Source organism: Amycolatopsis sp. NPDC031561, assembly GCF_055580625.1.
On sequence record NZ_JBVILA010000001.1, the window covers coordinates 870,060 to 889,886 of the forward strand.

Genomic DNA, 19,827 nt, shown 5'->3' on the forward strand with positions numbered 1-19,827 from the left:
GCTGCTTGCCCACCCCCTTGTCGGCTTCGGGTGTCGCGAAAGCCACTTTCGGGACATCAGGTGTCGCGAAAGTGGCTTTCGCGACGCCTCGGGCTGGCTGGCGCGGCCCTCGCGACGACTCGGATCGGCGAGTCCTCAAACTCGTGAGTGGTAAGGATGGCTCTAACCGTCCTTACCACTCACGAGGCTTGACCCACTACGCCACCACCGGCCTGGCTCGGCCTTCATGTAGTCGGGGAAGGTGTGAAGGTCGCGTTTCCTCGGCTGAGCCGAGGGAAGGGGTCCTTCACGCGCCGTCTCCCCCGAGGCGACCGCGATCGCGCAGCGCGGGGCGATCATGAAGGCGGTCTACAGCTCACTCTGGCTGGAGCCGTCCGACGACACGGCGAACCTGGCCTGGGTGCGGGAGTTCTACCGGGACGTCTACTCGTCGACCGGTGGCGTGCCGGTCGGCGACGGTTCGTACATCAACTATCCCGACGTCGACCTGGCCGATCCGGCCTGGAACACGTCCGGCGTGCCTTGGCAGACGCTGTACCACCAGGGGAACTACCCGCGTCTGCGGCAGGTGAAGGCGCGATGGGATCCGCGGAACGTCTTCACCCACGCGCTCGGGGTCTGAACCGCTCAGTCGAGACAGAACTCGTTGCCCTCGATGTCCTGCATGACGATGCAGGATTCGTTCTCCTCGTCGGCGAGCATCACGCGTTCGCAGACCGCGCCGAGCGGGATCAGCCGATCGCGCTCGGCTTCGAGGGCGGCGAGGCGTTCGGCGCCCACGAGCCCGGTGCCGACCCGCACGCAGAGATGCACCCGGTTCTTGACGACCTTGCCCTCGGGAACGCGCTGGAAGTACATCCGCGGGCCCGCCCCGGTGGGATCACTGCAGACGAAGCCCTTGTCCCGGTCCTCCGGCGGCAGCGAGTCGTTGTACGCGTCCCAGCTCGCGAAGCCCTCCGGGGGCGGCGGTACGACGTACCCCATCACCTCGCACCAGAACCGGGCGACGCGCTCGGGCGACGCGCAGTCGAAAGTGATTTGGACCTGCCTGATCGTCCCCATCACCTCACCCTAGTGGCGAGATGTCAGGCGTACATCGCCAGCCAGATCGCGACGTAGTGCGAGGTGGCAGCCAGCACCGTGCAGGCGTGGAAGTACTCGTGGTACCCGAAGGTTTCCGGGAAGTGGTTCGGCCACTTGACGGCGTAGAACACCGCGCCCAGCGTGTAGAACAGCCCGCCGACGCAGAGCAGCACGAGCGCCGCGACACCGGCGTGCGCGCCCAGTTCGGGCAGGACGAAGACGGCGACCCAGCCCAGCGCGATGTAGATCGGCACGCCCAGCCAGCGTGGCGCGTTCGGCCACAGCATCTTCAGGGTGACGCCGCCGACCGCGCCGCCCCACACGATCGCCAGCACGATGTACCCGGTCGGCTGGGACATCGCCAGAAGGGTGAACGGCGTGTAAGTGCCCGCGATGAACAGGAAGATCATCGAATGGTCGGCGCGCTTCATCCATTCGTATGCTCGTGGGCTCCACAAGCGACGGTGATACAGCGCGCTGACGCCGAAGAGACCGAGCACGGTCAGCCCATAGACCGAAGTGGACAAAGCGGCTATAGGCGACACTGTGGACGCGGCTAGACTGATCAGGGTCACGGCGCCGGCGACTGCGACGAAGAAGGACCAGAAGTGGATGTGCCCACGCAGGCGCGGACGCGTGTCCACCAAGGGCGCGGGGCCGGACGGCTGCTGTTCGGACTCTACGCTCACTCCGTCCAGGTTACGGCACCGTAGGTTTTTTACCAGTCTCCGTGGCGCGTCCCACTGAGGCCCGTGGGGTGACTACTCTCCACTGGCGTGAGTCTTCGGTCCTTCTTGTCAGATGTCGTGTACAGCGCCTACGGCAGGCGCCTGATCCAGCAGGCCAAGGGGCGCCATCCACGCCACATCGCCATCATGCTGGACGGCAACCGTCGCTGGGCGCGCGAAGCGGGCTTCACCGACGTCGCCGACGGCCACCGCGCCGGCGCCAAGAAGATCGCCGACTTCCTGAGCTGGTGCAACGAGGCCGACGTCGAGGTCGTCACCATGTGGCTGCTCTCGACCGACAACCTCGGCCGCGCGGCCGAGGAACTGAGCCCCCTGCTGAAGATCATCACCGACGTCACCGACGAACTCGCCGCGCCGAACACGCCGTGGCGGCTCCGCATCGTGGGAGCCCTTGACCTGCTGCCACCGGAGGTCGCGAAGGCCCTCAGCGCGGCCGCGGAGCGCACTGAGGGGCGTTCCGGGATGGAGGTCAACGTCGCGGTCGGTTACGGAGGGCGTCAAGAGATCGCCGACGCGGTCCGCAAACTCCTGCTCCAGCACGCCGACGAGGGCACCTCGATCCGCGGGCTCGCGAAGATCCTGGACGTCGACCACATTTCCGAACACATGTACACCTCGGGCCAGCCCGATCCGGATCTGATTATCCGCACCTCGGGTGAGCAGCGGCTTTCCGGATTCCTGCTCTGGCAATCGGCCCATTCGGAATTCTGGTTCACTGAAGCGTATTGGCCCGCATTCCGCCGGGTCGATTTCCTCCGCGCCATGCGTGATTACGCGTGGCGGCATCGGCGCTTCGGTTCCTGAGGTTCTCGAGGTGCCTGACTTCGGACAAGACGAAGGCCCCGGAGTGCACTTCCGGGGCCTTCGTCGTCGACGCTGAAGATCAGTGGTGGTGGTGCTCCAGCGAGTGGAGAATCAGAGCCGGGGTGGTGGCCACGCCCGCGTAGGCGCCGGCGACCAGTGAAGCGGCGCCATAGCCCAGCGCGCCACCGCCCTCGATGAAGGTGTTGTAGGCGTCACCGAACGTGGGGTCCGGAGTACCGGTGGTGTCACCGGTCGCGGCGAACGCGGTTCCGCCGACCATCATGAGACCCGCGGCGACGGCGGAAACGAAACCAGCCTTCTTCAGCACTGCGCACACTCCTTGGTAGAGATATTCAGGTGAACGGGGCACGGAGTTCCGGTGGGTGTGTCCCGCAGTGAGAAAATTACTCGCTATTCAAGTGTTGTGACCGCCTCGTAATCCCATTGTGTGAGCCGAAAAAGGTTCATTTCACTCGGTACGGTTCTCTGTCTCGGACACAAAATGCGCTCCGCTACCGACCGTGGTAGAACCCGGATTTCGATCAGGCGAACGCCCTCTGTCGCGTTAATCCATCCGGGTCACATCGACGAGCGTCCCTGAATGGTGATCGACACTACGCACCGTGACGGTGACCAGGCGTTGATGTCACGCGACCGACAGTGAGATGACGGTTTGGCGAATCACCGTGGTGGCTGCCTGCGCGATCGCCCCGACGCAGGTACCTTCCGAAAGTGAGGGTTCGCGTCCCATGCGGACTCTCACGGGAGGCCCTGGTCGTGGCAGTTGTCGACAGGGCGGCACAGCCGCCCAGTGGATGCACGAGGGGGCCGGCACCCGGCCCTCGCGGCCGTGCCGACTGACGCGGAAAGCGTCAGAAGGAGCGGTTAGCCAGGGAGGTGCCCGGCCCAGCGAGTGCGGGCGTGGTGCCACGCCCACGAGGGAGATGCCGTCGTGACTGCGCAGCGTTCACCCCGCAAGGCCTCTGGCCGTTCTTCGACCGGTGCCCCTGGCCCGGAGAAAGCCTCGATCTCGCCCGAATCCCAGCGGTCCACTTACGTGCTCGACACGTCGGTCCTGCTCTCTGACCCCTGGTCGGTGACTCGTTTCGCCGAACACGCGGTCATACTCCCGCTGGTCGTCATCAGTGAACTGGAGGCGAAACGTCACCATCCCGAACTGGGGTGGTTCGCGCGCGAAGCGCTTCGCATGCTCGACGACCTGCGTCGTCAGCACGGCAGGCTCGACGCGCCGATCCCGATCGGTGAGCACGGCGGCACCCTGCAGGTGGAGTTGAACCACTCCGACCCCACGGTGCTCCCGGTCGGCTTCCGCACCGACTCCAACGACCACCGCATCCTCGCCTGTGCGCTCAATCTGGCGGCGGAACGCGCGTCGGTCACGCTGGTGACCAAGGACATCCCCCTGCGCGTCAAAGCGGGCGCCGTCGGCCTCGAAGCCGACGAGTACCGCGCGCAGGAGGTGACGCCCTCGGGCTGGACGGGAATGGCGGATGTGGACGTCCCGCAGACCCTGGTCGACGCGCTGTTCAGCGGGTCTTCCGTGGATCCCGCGGAATTCGGGATGCCCGAGGTCGGTGAGCTGCCCTGTCACACCGGGTTGCGGCTGCTCGCGGGCAGTTCGAGCGCGCTGGGCAGGGTCACCGCGGACAAGCGGATCCGGCTCGTGCGGGGTGACAAGGAGGCGTTCGGCCTGCACGGCCGGTCTGCCGAGCAGCGGGTGGCGCTGGATCTCCTGCTGGACTCCGATGTCGGCATCGTCTCGCTGGGCGGACGAGCCGGTACCGGTAAGTCGGCGCTCGCGCTCTGCGCGGGGCTGGAATCGGTGATGGAACGCCGCCAGCACCGCAAGGTCGTGGTGTTCCGGCCGGTGTACGCGGTCGGCGGCCAGGAACTGGGCTACCTGCCCGGTTCCGAGAGCGAGAAGATGCAGCCGTGGGCGCAGGCGGTGTTCGACACCCTCGGCGGGCTGGTCAGCCAGGACGTCCTCGACGAGGTCTTCGACCGCGGCATGCTCGAGGTGCTCCCACTGACGCACATCCGCGGCCGGTCGCTGCACGACACGTTCGTCATCGTCGACGAGGCGCAGTCCTTGGAGCGCAACGTGCTCCTGACCGTGCTTTCGCGGCTCGGCACGGCTTCGCGGGTCGTGCTCACGCATGACGTCGCGCAGCGCGACAACCTGCGGGTCGGGCGGCACGACGGCGTTTCGGCGGTGATCGAGAAGCTCAAGGGGCATCCGCTGTTCGCGCATGTCACGCTGACCCGTTCCGAGCGGTCGCCGATCGCGGCGCTGGTCACCGAGATGCTGGAGGACCACGGATAGCCGGTCGGGGAGTCCTCTTGGGACAGTCCTAAGGGGACTCCCCGTGCTTCCTTCGCACCGAGGCGGAATCGGCCTCGTGACTCGGACCGTGGGAAAGGCGGTTCGGCGCCGCCGTGGAGTAGAAACAGGAGACCGCCGGGACGACGAGCGGTTCGCGATCGGCGGTGAGGCTCAGCAGGAGATCCCAGTCGTCCATTTCGACCAGTGACTCGTCGAAGCGGGCTTTCGCCAGGCCTGCGCGATGGGCGACGGCGCCGGTGTCGGCGAGGTTCTCCTTGAGCAGGGCTTCGCGGCTGTACGGCTTCAGCAACAGCTCCGGCAGGCCTTCGACGTCGTCGATGACGTACGCGCCGTACGCGACGGTGATCTCCGGGTGCTCGCCGAACGCCCACGCCAACGCCTTGAGCCACAAGGGATGCATGGTGTTGTCGTCGTCGAGGTAGGCGACGGCGTCGCCGGTCGCCACGGCGAGCGCGGCGTTGCGTGCGGCGCTGACCCTGTTGTGCGCCACGCGGATCGTGCGGATACGCGGGTCTTCGAGCGCCGCGAGGACCTTGGGCGTGGCGTCCGAACTGGCGTCGTCGACGACGATCAGTTCCCAGTTCTCGTACCGCTGCGCGAGGACCGACTCGATCGCGCGGGGCAGCAGCCCGGCGCGATCGTGCGTGGGCAGGACGACGGAGATCTTCGGGGTGGCAGCGAGTTCCAGCGGTTCGAGCCACTGAGTGAAGGTCTGGACGGCGCGGGCCGCTTCGAGTCGGCCTGTCCGGAGATGAAGGCCTTCGAAGGCGGTGTCGTGGCCGCCGAGCCAGCCGTCGAGCGCTTCCTGCCGCGAGCCGATGGCCTCCTGCTTGGCCTCGACCGTGGTGGTGCGCGCGTCACCGTCCCGCAGCGCCCGGTCGTGGTCCTCCAGCCAGGCGTTGTGGTGCTCCAGTTTCGCGCGCAACCGCTCCAGCTCCGCGGCCTGGGCCGCGACCACGGAACGCAGTTCGGCGAGCACGTCGCTGTCCTCGTGGCGGCGGTCCACCGCCGCCGCCACGGTCCGTCTCAGGCGCTTCACCCGGTGCACCCTAGTGCTTCCGGGTCCCCGGATCACCAGCCCGCGGGCAGCGGGCGTCCTTCCGCGAAACCCGCGGCGGACTGGATGCCGAGCAGCGCGCGCTCGTGGAACTCCTCGAGCGTCCGAGCGCCCGCGTACGTGCAGGCGGAGCGGACACCGGAGCCGATGGAGTCGAGCAGATCCTCGACGCCGGGGCGAGCCGGGTCCAGCGCCATCCGCGACGCCGAGATGCCCTCTTCGAACAGGCCCTTCTTGGCGCGTTCGAAGACGTTGTCCGTCCGGGTGCGGGCGCCGACGGCGCGTTTGGACGCCATGCCGAACGATTCCTTGTACGGCTTGCCCTGCTCGTCGTAGCGCAGGTCGCCGGGGGATTCGTGGGTGCCGGCGAACCACGAGCCGACCATCGCCGCGGACGCGCCGGCGGCCAGTGCGAGCGCGACGTCGCGCGGATGCCGCACGCCGCCGTCCGCCCAGACGTGTTTGCCCAGTTCGCGGGCCGCGGCCGCGCATTCGGCGACGGCGGAGAACTGCGGGCGGCCGACGCCGGTCATCATCCGCGTGGTGCACATGGCGCCGGGGCCGACACCGACCTTGACGACGTCCGCGCCCGCGTTGATCAGGTCGCGCGTGCCCTCCGCGGTGACCACGTTCCCGGCGACCACCGGGACCCGGGGGTTCACCGACCGGACGGCCTTGAGCGCGGAGATCATCTTCTCCTGGTGGCCGTGCGCGGTGTCGACGACCAGCACGTCGACGCCCGCCGCGAGGACGGCTTCGGCCTTCGCCGCGACGTCGCCGTTCACGCCGATCGCGGCGGCGACGCGCAGGTTGCCGCCGCCGTCGACGGCCGGGGCGTAGATCTCCGCGCGCAGCGCCGCGATCTCGGTCAGGACGCCCGCGAGCCTGCCGTTTTCGTCGACGCCGAGCGCGAGACCGCCGCCGTGGGCGTGCAGGCGCTCGAACACCTCGCGCGGCGGGGTGTCCAACGGGACCGTGACGAGCGCGGGCTCCGCGACGTCGGCGAGCCGCGCGAAGCGGTCGACGCCGGCACAGGCCGTTTCGTCGACGATGCCGACCGGCTTGCCGTCCTCGTCCACCACGACGACGGCGCCGTGGGCGCGTTTGCCGACCAGGTTCAGGGCGTCGGCCACCGCGTCTCCGCCGGTCAGCACGAGCGGGGTGTCCCACACGGTGTGACGGCTCTTGATCCAGGTGACGATGTCGGCGACCGCGGCGACGTCGACGTCCTGCGGAAGGACGACGAGCCCGCCGCGGCGGGCGACCGTCTCGGCCATCCGGCGGCCGGCGACGGCGGTCATGTTGGCCACCACGATCGGGATCGTCGCGCCGGTGCCGTCCACAGTGGACAGGTCGACGTCGAAGCGGGACTCCACGTCCGAGCGGTTCGGCAAGAGGAACACGTCGTCGTAGGTCAGGTCGTGAGCGGGCCGATGCCCGTCGAGAAAGCGCACGAGTCCCCAGGATACCCGCGTGGGACAATGACGGCATGACCGACCGGGACCGTGACGAAGCCGGACGAGCACGCAACGCGCGCCCTCGGGACGGTCTGGGGAGGCCGCTCCCGTACGGCGCCGACGGTGTCGAACGGCAGCCCGAGGGCATCGAGCGAGCCCCCGGGGACACCATCGCCGAGGCCCAGCGCCTGCTCGACGCGGGCCGCCCGTTTCACGCGCACGAGGTGTTCGAGGACGCGTGGAAGGCCACCGACGGGGCCGAGCGCGAGCTTTGGCGCGGCCTCGCGCAGCTCGCCGTGGGTCTGACCCACGTGGCCAGGGGGAACGGGAACGGCGCGGCGTCGCTGCTGGAACGGGGTGCGGACAACATCGAGCCGTTCCGCCAGGCCAGGCCGCACGGGATCGACATCCCCGGCCTGCAGGCATGGGCGCGGGAGATGGCCGACGAGGTGAAGGTGCGTGCGCGGGTGGAGCCGATCGCGCCTCGCCTACTGGGACAGGGTCTGTAGCGCCGAGCCGGAGCGGTACAGCTCGATCAGCAGCGGCCGCAGTGCCCGCCCCGCCGGGGTGAGCCGGTAGCTGGTCCGGCTCGGGAAGCCCGGCAGCTCCTCCCGGACGGCGAGGCGTCGCGAGGTCAGGTCGCCGAGGCGTTCTGTCAGCACCTTCGCGGACAGGTCGGGCAACGCGGCGCGAAGGTCGCTGAAGGACCGGGCGCCGCTCATCAGCTCCCGCAGGACCAGCGTCGTCCAGCGGCCCGAGATCGCGGCGAGCGCGACCTCGACGGGGCAGTCCGGTTCCGGGCGCCGGGTGCGGCCCCGGGAGTCGGGGACGAGCTCGCCGTCGAAGGTTTCCGTTTGGTGACCTGCTTCGCGGTCGGTTTCGCTGTCCGCATGACGCATTCCACCAGTGTGCCTTTGACCGCCGACCCCGCCGAGCATCCCTTCGTCTTCCAGGCCGCCTTCAACACCGGATCCGCCGAAATCCTCGACACGATCTACGAACCGGACGCCGTGTTCGTCCGCCGTGACGGCGTGCAGGTGACCGGTGCGGAACGCCGGGCCGCGAACGGCATGATCCTCGCGCTCGGGCAGCCCGTCATCGTGACGCCGCGGCAGGTGCGCGTGGCCGGTGACCTGGCGTTGTTGATCGTCGACTGGGTGATCGAGGGGCACCTCGCGGCGACGGCCACCGACGTCGCGCGCCGTGGCGAAGACGGGCTCTGGCGCTACGTGATCGACAACCCCTTCGGTATCGGCGCGCCTTGAGTACCCGACATACCGCGAGTATGTTACTTCGAGTAGGGATACTGCCCAGTAGGTAACCGGCGGAGGAAGCGCGATGAGCGAGCCCAAGGAATTGCTGGCCGAGCCGCTGAAACTGCGCTGCGGCGCGCTCCTGCCGAACAGGCTGGCCAAGGCCGCGCTGAGCGAGCAGCTCGGCGACCGCCGCAACCGGCCGACCACCGAACTGGCCGAGTTGTACCGGACGTGGTCGCGAGGCGGCGCCGGAACACTGATCACCGGCAACGTCATGGTCGATCCGGCCGCGCTCGGCGAACCGCGCAACGTCGCGGTGCCGCGGGAACCGGACTCGACGGAGTTCAAGCCGTGGGCGCGGTCGGCCGACGGGACCGAGACCCGGCTGTGGGTCCAGCTCAACCATCCCGGCCGTCAGAGCCCGCGCTTCCTGTCCCGTCAGCCGGTCGCGCCGTCCGCGGTGCCGTTCGGCGACCGTGGCATCCGCTCGGTGTTCGCGACGCCGAGGGCGCTCACCGGCGACGAGATCGAAGCGATCATCGACCGGTTCGGCGTCGCCGCACGCACCGTCGTCGAGGCGGGGTTCACCGGTGTCCAGATCCACGGAGCGCACGGCTACCTCGTCTCCCAGTTCCTTTCACCGCTGACCAACCGGCGCACCGACGGCTGGGGCGGCGACGCGGTGCGACGGCGCCGGTTCCTGCTGGAAGTGGTCACCCGGATCCGGGGCGAGGTCGGTGACACCGTGCCGATCGCGGTCAAACTCAACAGCGCGGACTTCCAGCGCGGCGGCTTCAGCGAGGAGGAATCGCTCGAAGTCGTCCGCGAACTGGGCGAAGCGGGTATCGACCTGTTGGAAGTATCCGGCGGCACCTACGAGAAGGCCGCCATGATGGGCTCCGGCAAGGCGAGCACCGTCAGCCGGGAGGCCTACTTCCTCGACTACGCCGCGAAAGCGCGGCAGGTCACCGACGTCGCGCTGATGGTCACCGGCGGCTTCACCAGCCCGGAGGGGATGGCGGACGCGCTGCGTTCCGGCGCGCTGGACGTCATCGGCCTCGGCAGGCCGCTGGTCGTCGATCCGGCGCTGCCCGGCCGTCTGCTGGCAGGCGAGGACGTCCGTGCCGAGCGCAAGGCCCCGAAGACGGGGATTCGGCTGGCCGACAGCCTGCTCGAAATCCAGTGGCACACCCAGCAGATGCACCGCGTCGCGGCCGGGAAACCGGTGGACCGGCGGCTCGGCGCGGTGCGGACGCTAGTACGTGCCGGCGTCGCGGATCCGCTCAACGCCTTCCGCCGGGTCCGGGGCTAGGTAGTCGTCCTGCTCGTCCCGGCGGCTGAAGGTGCGGTCGAAGCCGACCGCGGCCGCCGCGAGGCCGATGAACAGCACACCGATCAGCACGCAGTTGAACGCGACACCGCCGTAGCTGTTGATGCCCGGATCGACGAACGGGTACGGGTAGAAGCCGATGATCGCGCCGCGCACCAGCGTGACGGCGAGCCAGACCAGCGGGTACAGCAGCGACCAGGACAGGACCCGCCACGACAGCTGGCCGCGCGGCCCGAACAGCAGCCAGCCCGCGACGCACATCAGCGGCGACACCTTGTGCAGCATCGTGTCGGCGAACACGGCCCAGCCGTGCAGTTCGTAGAGGTCGGCGAGCGCGACCTGGAAGACGACGCCGGTCACGGTGATGCCGACGAGGCCGGTGAGCCGCAGCACGCCGAACAACGTCGACCGGCCCGCGACACCGAGCGCGAGCAGCAGGCTGCCGACACCGACCAGGATGTTCGAATCGATGGTGAAGAAGGCCAGCAGGTTGGCCACCCGCCCGGCCGGGGTGTGGAAGCTGCCGCCCTCGGTGCCCGCCGAGACCGGGATCTGGGCGGCGAGGCCGGCGATCACCACCAGCGCGGTCGCGCCGAACCAGGCACGCGCGATCTTGGAAGCCTGCATTCTGCCTACTTTATGGGTGACCGGCCCGCGACGTCCCGTCACCACCGGGTGCCGCCACTCGATCGGGGGCGCCTCCTCGCCGCAATTAGTCCTCTAGTTGCGGTCAGGGCTTGAGGAGACCACGCACGGTGTCGATGGTGTCGGCGTCGGCGGCCTCCTTGTCGGGCCGGTATCGGACGACGCGCGCGAAGCGCAGCGCGAGCCCGCCCGGATACCGGGTGCTCACCTGGGCCCCGTCGAGTTCGATCTCCACGACGAGCTCCGGCCGCACGTGCACGGCCCAGTCCGTGCGGTGGGTCTCGATCTCCTGGAACGTCTTCGTCTGCCAGGCCAGCAGCTCGTCGGTCATGCCCTTGAACGTCTTGCCGACCATGATCGGCGGCCCGCCGTCGGGGTCGCGCGCGCCGAGATGCAGGTTCGACAGCGTGCCGGTGCGCCTGCCGTGTCCCCATTCCGCGGCGAGGACGACCAGGTCGATCGTGTGCACCGGTTTCACCTTGAGCCAAGCGCGCCCGCGGCGGCCCGCCGCGTACGGCGACGCGAGGTCCTTGACCATCACGCCCTCGTGCCCGGCGGTCATCGCCGCTTCCAATACCGCTTCGGCCGAAGCGGGCGCGATCTCACCCGGGATGACGTGCTCGCCCGCGACCTTGCGCAAGGCCACGTTCCGCTCGGACAGCGGAGCGTCCAGCAGGTCGGCGCCGTCGAGGTGCAGGCAATCGAAGAAATACGGCCGCAGCAGCAACGCCTTGACCTGCTCGTCGCGGCTGCTGCCGAACCGGCTCATCGTCTCCTGGAACGGCCTCGGCCTGCCGTCGTCGGTCAGCGCCAGTGTCTCGCCGTCGAGCACCACCGACGTGCAAGGCAGCGAGCGCACGAGCTCCACCAGTTCACCGACGCTGCCGGTGATCTCGCGCAGCGTCCGCGTGTAGACGTGGACCTCGTCACCGTCGCGGTGGACCTGGATCCGCGCGCCGTCCATCTTGTACTCGACCAGGGCCTCGGCGTGCTCGGCGACGGCCTCTTCCAGCGACTCCGCCGGAGACGCCAGCATCGGCCGGATCGGCCTGCCCAGGGCGAGTTTGAACTCCGCCAGCCGTTCCTTGCCGCCGGTCATCGCCGCCAGGCCCGTCACCGGCAGCTGCCCGGACAACATGAACGCCCGCCGGACGTCCTCGGCCGGGATCTCGGACGCCGCCGCGATGGCGTCCACCATGATCCCTTCGAGCGCGCCCTGCCGCAGCTCCCCGGTCAGCAGCCGGAACAGGAACTCCTGCTCGCCCTTGGTCATCCTGACGAACAACGCCCGCAACGTCTCCGTGCGCAGTTTCACCGAGCCGGAGCCGGACGCCGCCCCGACCGTGCCGAGCGCCGTGTCGACCTCGGCCACGGTCAACGACGGCTCGGCGGCGGGTGCCGCGTTCAGCTCGGCCAGCGTCCGCCAGCCGGTGCCGATGCGGCCCTGCGTCGGCTGCCCGGTGAGGAACGCGACCACCGCGGGCAGCTCCGGCTCGCCGGCGGCGCGCAGCAGTGCGGCCAGGGTGGCGATCTTCGCCTTCCTGGACCTCGTGGCGGCCAATTCGGCCGACGCGGTCACCACCGCGGTGAACAGCATGGGTCCATCATGACCCCGGGCACCGACAGTTTCGCGCCGAGCGGGTTCAGGCGTGCGCGGGATCCGCGACCCAGCTGGCCAGCAGCGCGAGCCCCCGCTCGCTGGTGGAACCGGGCTCGGCCGTGTAGATCACCAGGGCCTGGTCCGGATCGTCGGGCAGCCGCAGCGTCTCGTAGCGCAGCCGGAGTTCACCCACGACCGGGTTGATCATCACCTTCCACGAGTGCGCCTTTTCGCGCACGGTGTGCTTCGCCCACAGCTTCCGGAACTCCTCGCTGCCGAGCGAGAGCTCGCCGACCAGCTGGGCGAGGTACGGGTCGTCCGGGTACTTCCCGCTCTCGGCCCGCAGGTTCGCCACGACCTCTTTCGCCACGGTCTCCCACTCCGGGTGCATCTCGCGGGCGTGCTCGTCGAGGAAGAACATCTTCGGGATGTTGCGCTCGCCGGGCGGGCAGGCGGCGAAATCGAAGGACAGCGCGGCCCCGAGCGGGTTCCAGGCCAGCACGTCCAGATAGCGGCCGAAGACGAACGCCGGGGACTGGATCGCGTTCAGCATCTGCTGCAGTTCCGGCCGGACCCGCTGCGCGCGGGGTCGGGCGATGCGCCTGCGCTTCGGCGCGGCCAGGTTGCGCAGGTACGTCTCCTCGTCGCGGTGCAGCCGCAGTGCCCGGCTCAGCGAATCGAGGACGGAATCGGACACGTTGCGGGCCCGCCCCTGCTCCAGGCGGGTGTAGTAGTCGACGCTGATCCCGGCCAGCTGCGCCAGCTCCTCGCGCCGCAGCCCGGCGACCCGCCGCTGGTTGAAGCCCGTCGGCAGGCCGAGGTCGGCCGGATCCAGCGCGGCCCTGCGTGCCTTGAGGAAGTCGCCCAGCTCGGCCGTCTCGGTCATGTCGACAAGTATCCCGATTCCGCGGGACGGGTGCCTGGTCCTGCTGGGACCAGGTTCGTCGGGAGGGTGGTGCACGACCAACCCGACCCACTCGGTACCGGCGCCCCTGATGCCCCCGACTTATGGCCCTGCCCGATAGTCACGTTCTGGCCCTGTCCCCAGGGCCAATTCGCCGACATCGTGGTGACATGGTCAGCGAACGAAGAAGCGTGACGATCGGCGTACTGGGGGTGCTGATCGTCGGCGCGTCCGTGCCGGTGACGGGGATGCTCGACGGCTACCCGGTGATCACCGGACAGGCACTGCGTTACGCCCTGGCGGGACTGCTCCTGCTGGCGTGGGCGCGCCTGAGCGGACGGCCGTTGCCGCTGCCCGGCCCGCGCGACGTGCCGTCGCTGATCGCTCTCGCGGCGACCGGATGATCGGGTTCCAGGCGTGCCTGCTGTTCGCGCAGCGGTACGCCGAACCCGGCCTGGTCGCCGCGTTCCTCGGCGGCACGCCGCTCGTGCTCGCGCTGGCCGGACCGTTGACGAAGGGGAACCGGCCGTCATGGGCGCCGGTGACCGGGGCGGTGCTCGCCGGGCTCGGGATCGCCGTGCTGTCCGGCGGCGGGGCGGCGCGCTGGCAAGGATTGGTGCTCGCGGCGCTGGCGATGGTGTGTGAGGCGCTGTTCACCCTGCTCGCCGTCGGGGTGCTCGAGAGGCTCGGGCCGCTGGCGACCGCGACCTGGAGTTGTTGCGCCGCGGGCGTCGGCGGCGCGGTCGTCGGCACGATCGCCGACCCGTCCGGCGCCTGGGTGTGGCCGGACGGGCGTGAACTGATCGCGCTCGGCTATCTGACGGTCGTCGTCACGGCGATCGCGTTTCTTCTGTGGTATTCGGCGGTTTCCGCGCTGGGCGCGGACCGGGCCGGGGTGCTGGTGGGGCTGATGCCGGTCTCCGGTCTCGCCGTCTCCCTGCTGCTGGGAATGCAGGATTTCCGGTTCTCCCAGGTGATCGGGGTCGCGCTGGTGTCTTCAGGCGTCGTGGTCGGCCTGCGCCGCCGCGAGTTCGGTGAGCCGGGCGCACTTGACGTCGAAGTGTTTCACGACGTCGCCGCCGATGATCGCGACCATGACCGCGCGCAGCGGCCCGGCGAAGGTGACCTTCTGGACGAACTCGGTCCCGCCGTCGACCGCGGTCAGTCCCAGCACGAGATCCATGGCGCCGAGGGGAATCGGCTGGCGGAGAGCGATCTCGCGGTCCTGGACCAGCGAAGTGATCGTGAACGGCTCGGCGACCCGTGAGTGCACGCGGCCGCGGAATCCGTTCGGTACGAGGAAACCGGTCGAGCCCACCTCGGCGGGCCCGTGCAGTTCGACGCCGACGAGGTCGGGATCCCAGTCGGGCCACCGGGTGAAGTCGGCCAGCGCCGCCCAGAGCGCGGACGGCGGGACGGGCAGGATTTCGCGCGAGGTTCTGGTCCAGGTCATACCCCGACGATATACGGAACTGGCAGTCTCGTAAACTGGGTGCATGGTGCGAGGCAGGCCAAGGGAAGAGGGCATCGACGACGCGGTCCGCGAGGCCGTGCGGGCGCTGCTGACCGAAACCGGGTACCAACGCTGCACGATCGACGCGGTCGCGGCGCGGGCGGGGGTCGGCAAGGCCGCTGTCTACCGGCGGTGGCGGTCGAAGGCGGAACTCGTGTTCGCCGCGGTGATCCATCCCGTCGAGCTCGGACCACCCGAGGACACCGGTTCGCTGCGGGGTGACGTGGCGGCGGTCCTCGCGGTGATCGAGTCCTCTTTGGACGGTGTGGAACTGCGGCAGGCGCTGCCGTCTCTGCTCGCCGACGTCCGGGCCGATCCGGTGCTGGAGGCCCGGTTCGGCGAGGTCTTCCTCGGCCGTGAACGCGGATATCTGGTCGAGATGCTGGATCGGGGCGTCGCGAGAGGGGAACTCTCACGACGGCCCGATCCGGCGCTCGTGCACGCGATCCTGCTCGGCCCGGTGCTGACGTGGCTGCACCTGTTCACCGAGACGACGCCGTCGGGCGGGTTGGCGGCTTCGCTCGCCTCACCGCTCCACGCGGCCGTGGCCGCTCTCGGCGCTTAGCGGCCGCCGCGCGCCATCCGGAGCACGTCGAGCGCTTCGTCCAGCTGGGCCTCGGTGAGCTTGCCGTTCGCGACGTGACCGCGTTCGATCACGACCTCGCGGATCGTCTTCAGCTCCTTGAGCGCGAGCTTCGCGATCGCGGCTGCCTCTTCGTAACCGATGTATTTGTTCAGCGGCGTCACGATCGACGGTGAACCCTCGGCGTACTCCCGCGCGCGGTCGGCGTTCACCGTCACGCCCGCGAACACCTTGTCCGCCAGCAGCCGCGAGACCGCCGCGAGCAACCGCGCCGATTCGAGCACGTTGCGCGCGATGACCGGCAGGTTCACGTTGAGCTGGAAGTTGCCGGCCGCGCCCGCGAAAGCGACCGCCGCGTCGTTCCCGATCACCTGCGCGACCACCTGCAGCGTCGCCTCCGGGATCACCGGGTTCACCTTGCCCGGCATGATCGACGAACCCGGCTGCAGATCCGGCAGCGCGAGTTCGGCGAGCCCGGTGCGCGGGCCGGAACCCAGCCAGCGCAGGTCGTTCGCGATCTTGTTCAGCGACACCGCGACCGTGCGCAGATGCCCGGACGTCTCGACGACGCTGTCCTGCGTCGCCTGCGCCTCGAAGTGGTCACGCGCCTCGGTCAGCGGAAGACCGGTGACCGACGCCAGTTCCCGCGAAACGGCCGAGCCGAAACCTTCGGGCGCGTTCAGCCCGGAACCGACCGCCGTACCGCCGATCGGCAGCTCACCGAGTCGCGGCAGGCCCGACTTCAGCCGCTCGACGCCGAACCGGACCTGCGACGCCCACGCGCCCGCCTCCTGGCCGAAGGTGATCGGGACGGCGTCCATCAGATGCGTGCGGCCGGACTTCACGATGTCCGACCATTCGGCGGCCCGGGTCTCGATCGCGGCGGCCAGATACTCCAGCGCCGGGATCACGTCGGACAGGACGGCCTCCGTCGCGGCGACGTGGATCGTCGTCGGGAAGGTGTCGTTCGAGGACTGCGACGCGTTGACGTGGTCGTTCGGGTGGACGTCGCGGCCCAGCGCGCGCGTCGCCAGCGTCGCGATGACCTCGTTGGCGTTCATGTTCGACGAGGTCCCGGAACCGGTCTGGAACACGTCGATCGGGAAATGCGCGTCGTGCTTGCCTTCGGCGACCTCGTCGGCGGCCTTCGCGATGGCCTCGGCGACCTCGGCGTCCAGCACGCCGAGGCGCGCGTTGACCCGCGCCGCGGCGGCCTTCAGCAGACCGAGCGCGCGGATCTGGGCGCGCTCCAGGCCACGGCCGGAGATCGGGAAGTTCTCGACGGCGCGCTGCGTCTGCGCGCGGTAGAGGGCGTCGACGGGGACGCGCACCTCGCCCATGGTGTCGTGTTCGATCCGGTATTCCTGTTCAGCCATGCCTCAAGTTTCGCGCAGTGACCGCTGGCGCGCTCCGTGTCTTTCGGCACGCGAGGGCTAGGATCGAATGTGTTCTCGATCACGCCGCCCACCACCGGCCGGGAGAGTGCCGAATGAGCGAGTCCGCTGGGGAAACGTCGTACGACCTCGTCATCATCGGGGCAGGTCCGACGGGTCTTTTCGCCGCCTACTACGCGGGATTCCGCGGCCTTTCGACGGCCGTCGTGGATTCACTGCCGGAGGCAGGCGGACAGGTCACCGCGATGTACCCCGAAAAGATGATCTACGACGTCGGCGGATTCGCCGAGGTCCGCGGCAGGGACCTGGTGCAGGGCCTGGTCGACCAGGCGGCACCGTTCAAACCGGTGTACCTGCTCGGGCGCAAGGCGGAGAAACTCGAAAGCGTCGAGGACGGCATCACCGTCACGCTCGACGGGGGACAGGTCCTGCGCGCCGGCGCGGTGCTGATCACCGCCGGGATCGGCGAGTTCACCCCGCGTCCGCTGCCCGCCGGTGACGGCTGGCTCGGCCGCGGCATGGTCCACTTCGTGCCCGCGCTCCAGGCGCACGCGGGCCAGCACGTGGTCGTCGTCGGCGGCGGGGACTCGGCGTTCGACTGGGTGCTCGCCCTGCATCCGGTCGCCGCGAGCGTCACCCTCGTGCACCGCCGCGCGCGGTTCCGCGCGGCCGAGTCCATCGTGCGGCAGGCGCGGGAACTCGGCGTGCGGATCGTCACCGACGCCGAGGTCACCCGGTTCTTCGACCGCGACGGCGCGCTCGCGGAGGTCGAGATCCAGGTGAAAGACGCCGATCCCGAAGTGCTGCGTGCCGACGCGGTGGTCGCGGCGCTCGGTTTCACCGCCGATCTCGGGCCGATCGAAAGCTGGGGACTGCAGATCGACCACCGCGCGATCGCCGTCGACTCGACCATGGCGACCCCGCGCGAGCGGGTCTACGCGGCGGGCGACGTCGCGGCGTATCCGGGGAAGGTGAAGCTGATCGCGACCGGATTCGGGGAAGCGGCGACGGCGGTCAACAACATCGCGGTGGCGTTGAACCCGGACGCGCATCTGTTCCCCGGTCACTCCAGCAACGCGGAGTAGAGAGTGTCATGAAAGGGGCTTTCAAGACGTTTTTCGTCCTGAAAGCCCCTTTCCTGACACGTCAAGCAGGCGGAGCGGGCGCGGGAGGTGCGGTCTTCTCCGCGATCCACTGCGCGTAAGCCACCACCGAAGTCGCGATCGACGGCGAAGTCGCGCAGACCGGATCGGCGTTGCCCGGACGGCTGATCGTGCCCAGCAGCAACCACTTTCCGTCGACCTTGGCGACCTCGGGACCACCGGAATCGCCGTAGCACGAACCCGACTTCCCGTCGGGATTGTCGGTGCACAACTCGACGGCGCCGTCGAACTTCGCGGTGCAGCGCACGCCTTCGACGATCTTCGTGTCCAGTTGCTGCAGCTTCGCCGGGCCCTTGCCACAGCCCGAAGTCGGGCACGTCTGGCCCCAGCCGAGTAGCCGCGTCGGCGTCCCCGGCGCCACGATGGCCCCGATCGTGACCGGCGCCGCCTTCACCGGGGCGGCCAGCCGCACCAGGGCGAGATCGCCGCCCGCGTGTTCGGGCTCGGGGTTGTAGGACGGGTTCACGACGACCTCGGCGAGCTTCGCGATCTCGCCGCCTTGGGTGTTGTCGTTGCTGCCGATCCGCGCGCTCAGATTCGCCGGGTTCTTGCCCTCGACACAGTGCCCGGCCGTCACGAGCCACTCCGCCGCGATCAGCGCGCCGGCGCAGAAAGCCTTGCCGGAGGCCGAATGCAGCGAAACGATGAACGAATACGGCTCGTCGGCCTCTCTGCCGCCGACGAGGTCGCCCGCGCCCGTGGCCTGTCCGACCGGCATGAAGACCATCGCCGCGAACAGGACCACGAGCACGCGCTTGAGCACTGATTCTCCTTAGGGGAGCGGGGGAACGACGTCGTCTTCCAGTGAATCGTCGAGGTGGCCGTCGAAGTTGACGGACGAGTACGAGCGGAGTTTGGTCAGCCGGTGGTAGCCGTCGATCATCCGGACCGTGCCGGACTTCGAGCGCATCACGATCGACTGGGTGGTCGCGCCGCCCGCGCGGTAGTGCACGCCGCGCAGCAGGTCGCCGTCGGTGACGCCGGTGGCGCAGAAGAACACGTTGTCGCCACGGACGAGATCGTCGTTGCCGAGCACGCGGTCGAGGTCGTGGCCCGCGGCCAGCGCCTTCTCGCGCTCCGCGTCGTCCTTCGGCCACAGGCGGCCCTGCAGTTCGCCGCCGAGGCACTTCATCGCGCAGGCCGCGATGATGCCTTCGGGGGTGCCGCCGATACCGAGCAGCATGTCGACACCGGTGCTCGGGCGGGCCGCGGCGATCGCGCCCGCGACGTCGCCGTCGGAGATGAAGCGGATCCGGGCGCCCGCCTCGCGGACCTCCTTGATCAGCTGCTCGTGACGCGGCCTGTCGAGGATGCACACGGTGACGTCGGAAACGCTGGAGTTCTTGGCCTTCGCGACCCGGCGGATGTTCTCCGCGACCGGGGCGGCCAGGTCGACCTTGCCCGCGGCGTCCGGGCCGACGGCGAGCTTCTCCATGTAGAAGACCGCGGACGGGTCGAACATCGCGCCGCGTTCGGCGACCGCGAGCACGGCCAGCGCGTTCGGCATGCCCTTGGCCATCAGGGTCGTCCCGTCGACCGGGTCGACCGCGACGTCGCAGTCCGGGCCGTCGCCGTTGCCGACCTCTTCCCCGTTGAACAGCATCGGGGCTTCGTCCTTCTCGCCTTCGCCGATGACGACCACACCGCGCATCGACACGGTCGAGACCAGCTGGCGCATCGCGTCCACGGCGGCGCCGTCTCCGCCGATCTTGTCCCCGCGCCCCACCCAGCGGCCCGCGGCCATCGCGGCGGCTTCGGTCACGCGGACCAGTTCCATCGCGAGGTTGCGATCGGGCGCTTCACGGCGTCGGGAAGAGCTGGCGGACGAGGTGGGGGTGGGCATGAGGCCTCCCGGGTCAGGAACTCGGCGGGGTCCCAGTCTCTCAGATACCCACGGTGGTTCGGTGGCTCGAGAGCATGGTGA

General features: G+C 69.4%; 22 protein-coding genes and 1 pseudogene. 10 read left to right on the forward strand and 13 right to left on the reverse strand.

Annotation, left to right across the window (positions count from 1 at the left end; all coding sequences use genetic code 11):
- Positions 1 to 337: 337 nt before the first annotated feature.
- Complete coding sequence (locus tag ACZ5IK_RS04225; protein ID WP_465486486.1) at positions 338 to 622, forward strand: BBE domain-containing protein; 285 nt, start codon at positions 338 to 340, stop codon at positions 620 to 622.
- A 5-nt stretch (positions 623 to 627) separates the two neighbouring features.
- On the opposite strand, the gene ACZ5IK_RS04230 is transcribed toward ACZ5IK_RS04225, so the two are convergent.
- Complete coding sequence (locus ACZ5IK_RS04230) at positions 628 to 1,062, reverse strand: VOC family protein (protein ID WP_101610511.1); 435 nt, start codon at positions 1,060 to 1,062, stop codon at positions 628 to 630.
- Positions 1,063 to 1,085: 23 nt separating this feature from the next.
- Positions 1,086 to 1,727 (reverse strand): PAQR family membrane homeostasis protein TrhA, encoded by a 642-nt coding sequence (trhA, locus tag ACZ5IK_RS04235; protein WP_465486699.1) that lies wholly within the window; start codon positions 1,725 to 1,727, stop codon positions 1,086 to 1,088.
- Between the two features lie 132 nt (positions 1,728 to 1,859).
- On the opposite strand from trhA, the gene ACZ5IK_RS04240 reads away from it, so the two are divergent.
- Positions 1,860 to 2,636, forward strand: a complete 777-nt coding sequence (locus ACZ5IK_RS04240) for an isoprenyl transferase (RefSeq protein ID WP_465486487.1) — start codon at positions 1,860 to 1,862, stop codon at positions 2,634 to 2,636.
- A 79-nt stretch (positions 2,637 to 2,715) separates the two neighbouring features.
- Here ACZ5IK_RS04240 and ACZ5IK_RS04245 read toward each other — a convergent pair whose 3' ends face one another.
- Entirely contained in the window at positions 2,716 to 2,964 is a 249-nt protein-coding gene (locus ACZ5IK_RS04245; protein ID WP_465486488.1) for a hypothetical protein, read from the reverse strand.
- Positions 2,965 to 3,693: 729 nt separating this feature from the next.
- Here ACZ5IK_RS04245 and ACZ5IK_RS04250 point away from each other — a divergent pair.
- Positions 3,694 to 4,980, forward strand: coding sequence for a PhoH family protein (locus ACZ5IK_RS04250; RefSeq protein ID WP_465486700.1), 1,287 nt, complete (start codon positions 3,694 to 3,696; stop codon positions 4,978 to 4,980).
- Positions 4,981 to 5,008: 28 nt separating this feature from the next.
- On the opposite strand, the gene ACZ5IK_RS04255 is transcribed toward ACZ5IK_RS04250, so the two are convergent.
- Complete coding sequence (locus ACZ5IK_RS04255; RefSeq protein WP_465486489.1) at positions 5,009 to 6,040, reverse strand: glycosyltransferase family 2 protein; 1,032 nt, start codon at positions 6,038 to 6,040, stop codon at positions 5,009 to 5,011.
- Between the two features lie 32 nt (positions 6,041 to 6,072).
- Positions 6,073 to 7,512: a GMP reductase gene (gene guaB1 / locus ACZ5IK_RS04260; protein ID WP_465486490.1), complete on the reverse strand. Its 1,440-nt coding sequence runs from the start codon at positions 7,510 to 7,512 to the stop codon at positions 6,073 to 6,075.
- 35 nt (positions 7,513 to 7,547) lie between these two features.
- Between guaB1 and ACZ5IK_RS04265 the strand changes: the two genes are divergently transcribed.
- The gene (locus ACZ5IK_RS04265) at positions 7,548 to 8,024 is read left to right on the forward strand and encodes a DUF309 domain-containing protein (RefSeq protein WP_465486491.1); all 477 of its coding nucleotides are present in this window, start codon (positions 7,548 to 7,550) and stop codon (positions 8,022 to 8,024) included.
- Here the strand turns inward: ACZ5IK_RS04265 and ACZ5IK_RS04270 are convergent.
- A complete protein-coding gene (locus tag ACZ5IK_RS04270) occupies positions 8,004 to 8,414 on the reverse strand; it encodes a winged helix-turn-helix transcriptional regulator (protein WP_465486492.1) in 411 nt (136 codons plus the stop codon). The two genes, ACZ5IK_RS04265 and ACZ5IK_RS04270, sit on opposite strands and share 21 nt — an antisense overlap.
- Here ACZ5IK_RS04270 and ACZ5IK_RS04275 point away from each other — a divergent pair.
- Positions 8,406 to 8,780, forward strand: coding sequence for a YybH family protein (locus tag ACZ5IK_RS04275; RefSeq protein WP_465486493.1), 375 nt, complete (start codon positions 8,406 to 8,408; stop codon positions 8,778 to 8,780). The genes ACZ5IK_RS04270 and ACZ5IK_RS04275 overlap by 9 nt on opposite strands.
- 73 nt (positions 8,781 to 8,853) lie before the next feature.
- Positions 8,854 to 10,083 carry an NADH:flavin oxidoreductase/NADH oxidase family protein gene (locus ACZ5IK_RS04280; protein ID WP_465486494.1) on the forward strand — a complete coding sequence of 410 codons (1,230 nt, stop codon included), beginning with the start codon at positions 8,854 to 8,856 and terminating at the stop codon, positions 10,081 to 10,083.
- Here ACZ5IK_RS04280 and ACZ5IK_RS04285 read toward each other — a convergent pair.
- The 3 genes from ACZ5IK_RS04285 to ACZ5IK_RS04295 form a co-directional block, all read right to left on the reverse strand.
- Positions 10,027 to 10,728: a Pr6Pr family membrane protein gene (locus ACZ5IK_RS04285; protein WP_465486495.1), complete on the reverse strand. Its 702-nt coding sequence runs from the start codon at positions 10,726 to 10,728 to the stop codon at positions 10,027 to 10,029. The genes ACZ5IK_RS04280 and ACZ5IK_RS04285 overlap by 57 nt on opposite strands.
- Before the next feature lie 103 nt (positions 10,729 to 10,831).
- Positions 10,832 to 12,343, reverse strand: a complete 1,512-nt coding sequence (locus ACZ5IK_RS04290; RefSeq protein WP_465486496.1) for an ATP-dependent DNA ligase — start codon at positions 12,341 to 12,343, stop codon at positions 10,832 to 10,834.
- Positions 12,344 to 12,389: 46 nt separating this feature from the next.
- Positions 12,390 to 13,232, reverse strand: a complete 843-nt coding sequence (locus tag ACZ5IK_RS04295) for a helix-turn-helix transcriptional regulator (protein WP_465486497.1) — start codon at positions 13,230 to 13,232, stop codon at positions 12,390 to 12,392.
- A 188-nt stretch (positions 13,233 to 13,420) separates the two neighbouring features.
- Between ACZ5IK_RS04295 and ACZ5IK_RS04300 the strand changes: the two genes are divergently transcribed.
- Both ACZ5IK_RS04300 and ACZ5IK_RS04305 read left to right on the forward strand, forming a co-directional pair.
- The gene (locus ACZ5IK_RS04300) at positions 13,421 to 13,654 is read left to right on the forward strand and encodes a hypothetical protein (RefSeq protein WP_465486498.1); all 234 of its coding nucleotides are present in this window, start codon (positions 13,421 to 13,423) and stop codon (positions 13,652 to 13,654) included.
- A 230-nt stretch (positions 13,655 to 13,884) separates the two neighbouring features.
- A pseudogene (locus tag ACZ5IK_RS04305) lies at positions 13,885 to 14,202 on the forward strand (EamA family transporter); the annotation flags it as partial.
- Between the two features lie 45 nt (positions 14,203 to 14,247).
- Here the strand turns inward: ACZ5IK_RS04305 and ACZ5IK_RS04310 are convergent.
- Positions 14,248 to 14,778 (reverse strand): SRPBCC family protein, encoded by a 531-nt coding sequence (locus ACZ5IK_RS04310; RefSeq protein WP_465486499.1) that lies wholly within the window; start codon positions 14,776 to 14,778, stop codon positions 14,248 to 14,250.
- Between ACZ5IK_RS04310 and ACZ5IK_RS04315 the strand changes: the two genes are divergently transcribed.
- Entirely contained in the window at positions 14,747 to 15,328 is a 582-nt protein-coding gene (locus tag ACZ5IK_RS04315) for a TetR/AcrR family transcriptional regulator (RefSeq protein WP_465486500.1), read from the forward strand. The two genes, ACZ5IK_RS04310 and ACZ5IK_RS04315, sit on opposite strands and share 32 nt — an antisense overlap.
- Here the strand turns inward: ACZ5IK_RS04315 and ACZ5IK_RS04320 are convergent.
- Positions 15,325 to 16,722 (reverse strand): class II fumarate hydratase, encoded by a 1,398-nt coding sequence (locus ACZ5IK_RS04320; protein WP_465486501.1) that lies wholly within the window; start codon positions 16,720 to 16,722, stop codon positions 15,325 to 15,327. The two genes, ACZ5IK_RS04315 and ACZ5IK_RS04320, sit on opposite strands and share 4 nt — an antisense overlap.
- Before the next feature lie 113 nt (positions 16,723 to 16,835).
- Between ACZ5IK_RS04320 and ACZ5IK_RS04325 the strand changes: the two genes are divergently transcribed.
- Positions 16,836 to 17,825: an NAD(P)/FAD-dependent oxidoreductase gene (locus tag ACZ5IK_RS04325; protein ID WP_465486502.1), complete on the forward strand. Its 990-nt coding sequence runs from the start codon at positions 16,836 to 16,838 to the stop codon at positions 17,823 to 17,825.
- Between the two features lie 61 nt (positions 17,826 to 17,886).
- Here ACZ5IK_RS04325 and ACZ5IK_RS04330 read toward each other — a convergent pair whose 3' ends face one another.
- Together ACZ5IK_RS04330 and glpX are read right to left on the reverse strand one after the other, a co-directional pair.
- A complete protein-coding gene (locus ACZ5IK_RS04330) occupies positions 17,887 to 18,666 on the reverse strand; it encodes a S1 family peptidase (protein WP_465486503.1) in 780 nt (259 codons plus the stop codon).
- 9 nt (positions 18,667 to 18,675) lie between these two features.
- The gene (gene glpX / locus ACZ5IK_RS04335; RefSeq protein ID WP_174720460.1) at positions 18,676 to 19,746 is read right to left on the reverse strand and encodes a class II fructose-bisphosphatase; all 1,071 of its coding nucleotides are present in this window, start codon (positions 19,744 to 19,746) and stop codon (positions 18,676 to 18,678) included.
- Between the last annotated feature and the right edge of the window lie 81 nt (positions 19,747 to 19,827).

Bases quoted from the DNA above. Each gene is read 5' to 3' on its own strand.
- ACZ5IK_RS04230 (WP_101610511.1), bottom strand. From the start codon at position 1,062: ATGGGGACGATCAGGCAGGTCCAAATCACTTTCGACTGCGCGTCGCCC.
- ACZ5IK_RS04280 (WP_465486494.1), top strand. From the start codon at position 8,854: ATGAGCGAGCCCAAGGAATTGCTGGCCGAGCCGCTGAAACTGCGCTGC.
- ACZ5IK_RS04290 (WP_465486496.1), bottom strand. From the start codon at position 12,343: ATGCTGTTCACCGCGGTGGTGACCGCGTCGGCCGAATTGGCCGCCACG.
- ACZ5IK_RS04270 (WP_465486492.1), bottom strand. From the start codon at position 8,414: ATGCGTCATGCGGACAGCGAAACCGACCGCGAAGCAGGTCACCAAACG.
- ACZ5IK_RS04275 (WP_465486493.1), top strand. From the start codon at position 8,406: ATGACGCATTCCACCAGTGTGCCTTTGACCGCCGACCCCGCCGAGCAT.
- ACZ5IK_RS04265 (WP_465486491.1), top strand. From the start codon at position 7,548: ATGACCGACCGGGACCGTGACGAAGCCGGACGAGCACGCAACGCGCGC.
- ACZ5IK_RS04295 (WP_465486497.1), bottom strand. From the start codon at position 13,232: ATGACCGAGACGGCCGAGCTGGGCGACTTCCTCAAGGCACGCAGGGCC.
- ACZ5IK_RS04300 (WP_465486498.1), top strand. From the start codon at position 13,421: ATGGTCAGCGAACGAAGAAGCGTGACGATCGGCGTACTGGGGGTGCTG.
- ACZ5IK_RS04225 (WP_465486486.1), top strand. From the start codon at position 338: ATGAAGGCGGTCTACAGCTCACTCTGGCTGGAGCCGTCCGACGACACG.
- ACZ5IK_RS04325 (WP_465486502.1), top strand. From the start codon at position 16,836: ATGAGCGAGTCCGCTGGGGAAACGTCGTACGACCTCGTCATCATCGGG.
- glpX (WP_174720460.1), bottom strand. From the start codon at position 19,746: ATGCCCACCCCCACCTCGTCCGCCAGCTCTTCCCGACGCCGTGAAGCG.
- ACZ5IK_RS04310 (WP_465486499.1), bottom strand. From the start codon at position 14,778: ATGCCCTCTTCCCTTGGCCTGCCTCGCACCATGCACCCAGTTTACGAG.
- ACZ5IK_RS04320 (WP_465486501.1), bottom strand. From the start codon at position 16,722: ATGGCTGAACAGGAATACCGGATCGAACACGACACCATGGGCGAGGTG.
- ACZ5IK_RS04285 (WP_465486495.1), bottom strand. From the start codon at position 10,728: ATGCAGGCTTCCAAGATCGCGCGTGCCTGGTTCGGCGCGACCGCGCTG.
- ACZ5IK_RS04315 (WP_465486500.1), top strand. From the start codon at position 14,747: ATGGTGCGAGGCAGGCCAAGGGAAGAGGGCATCGACGACGCGGTCCGC.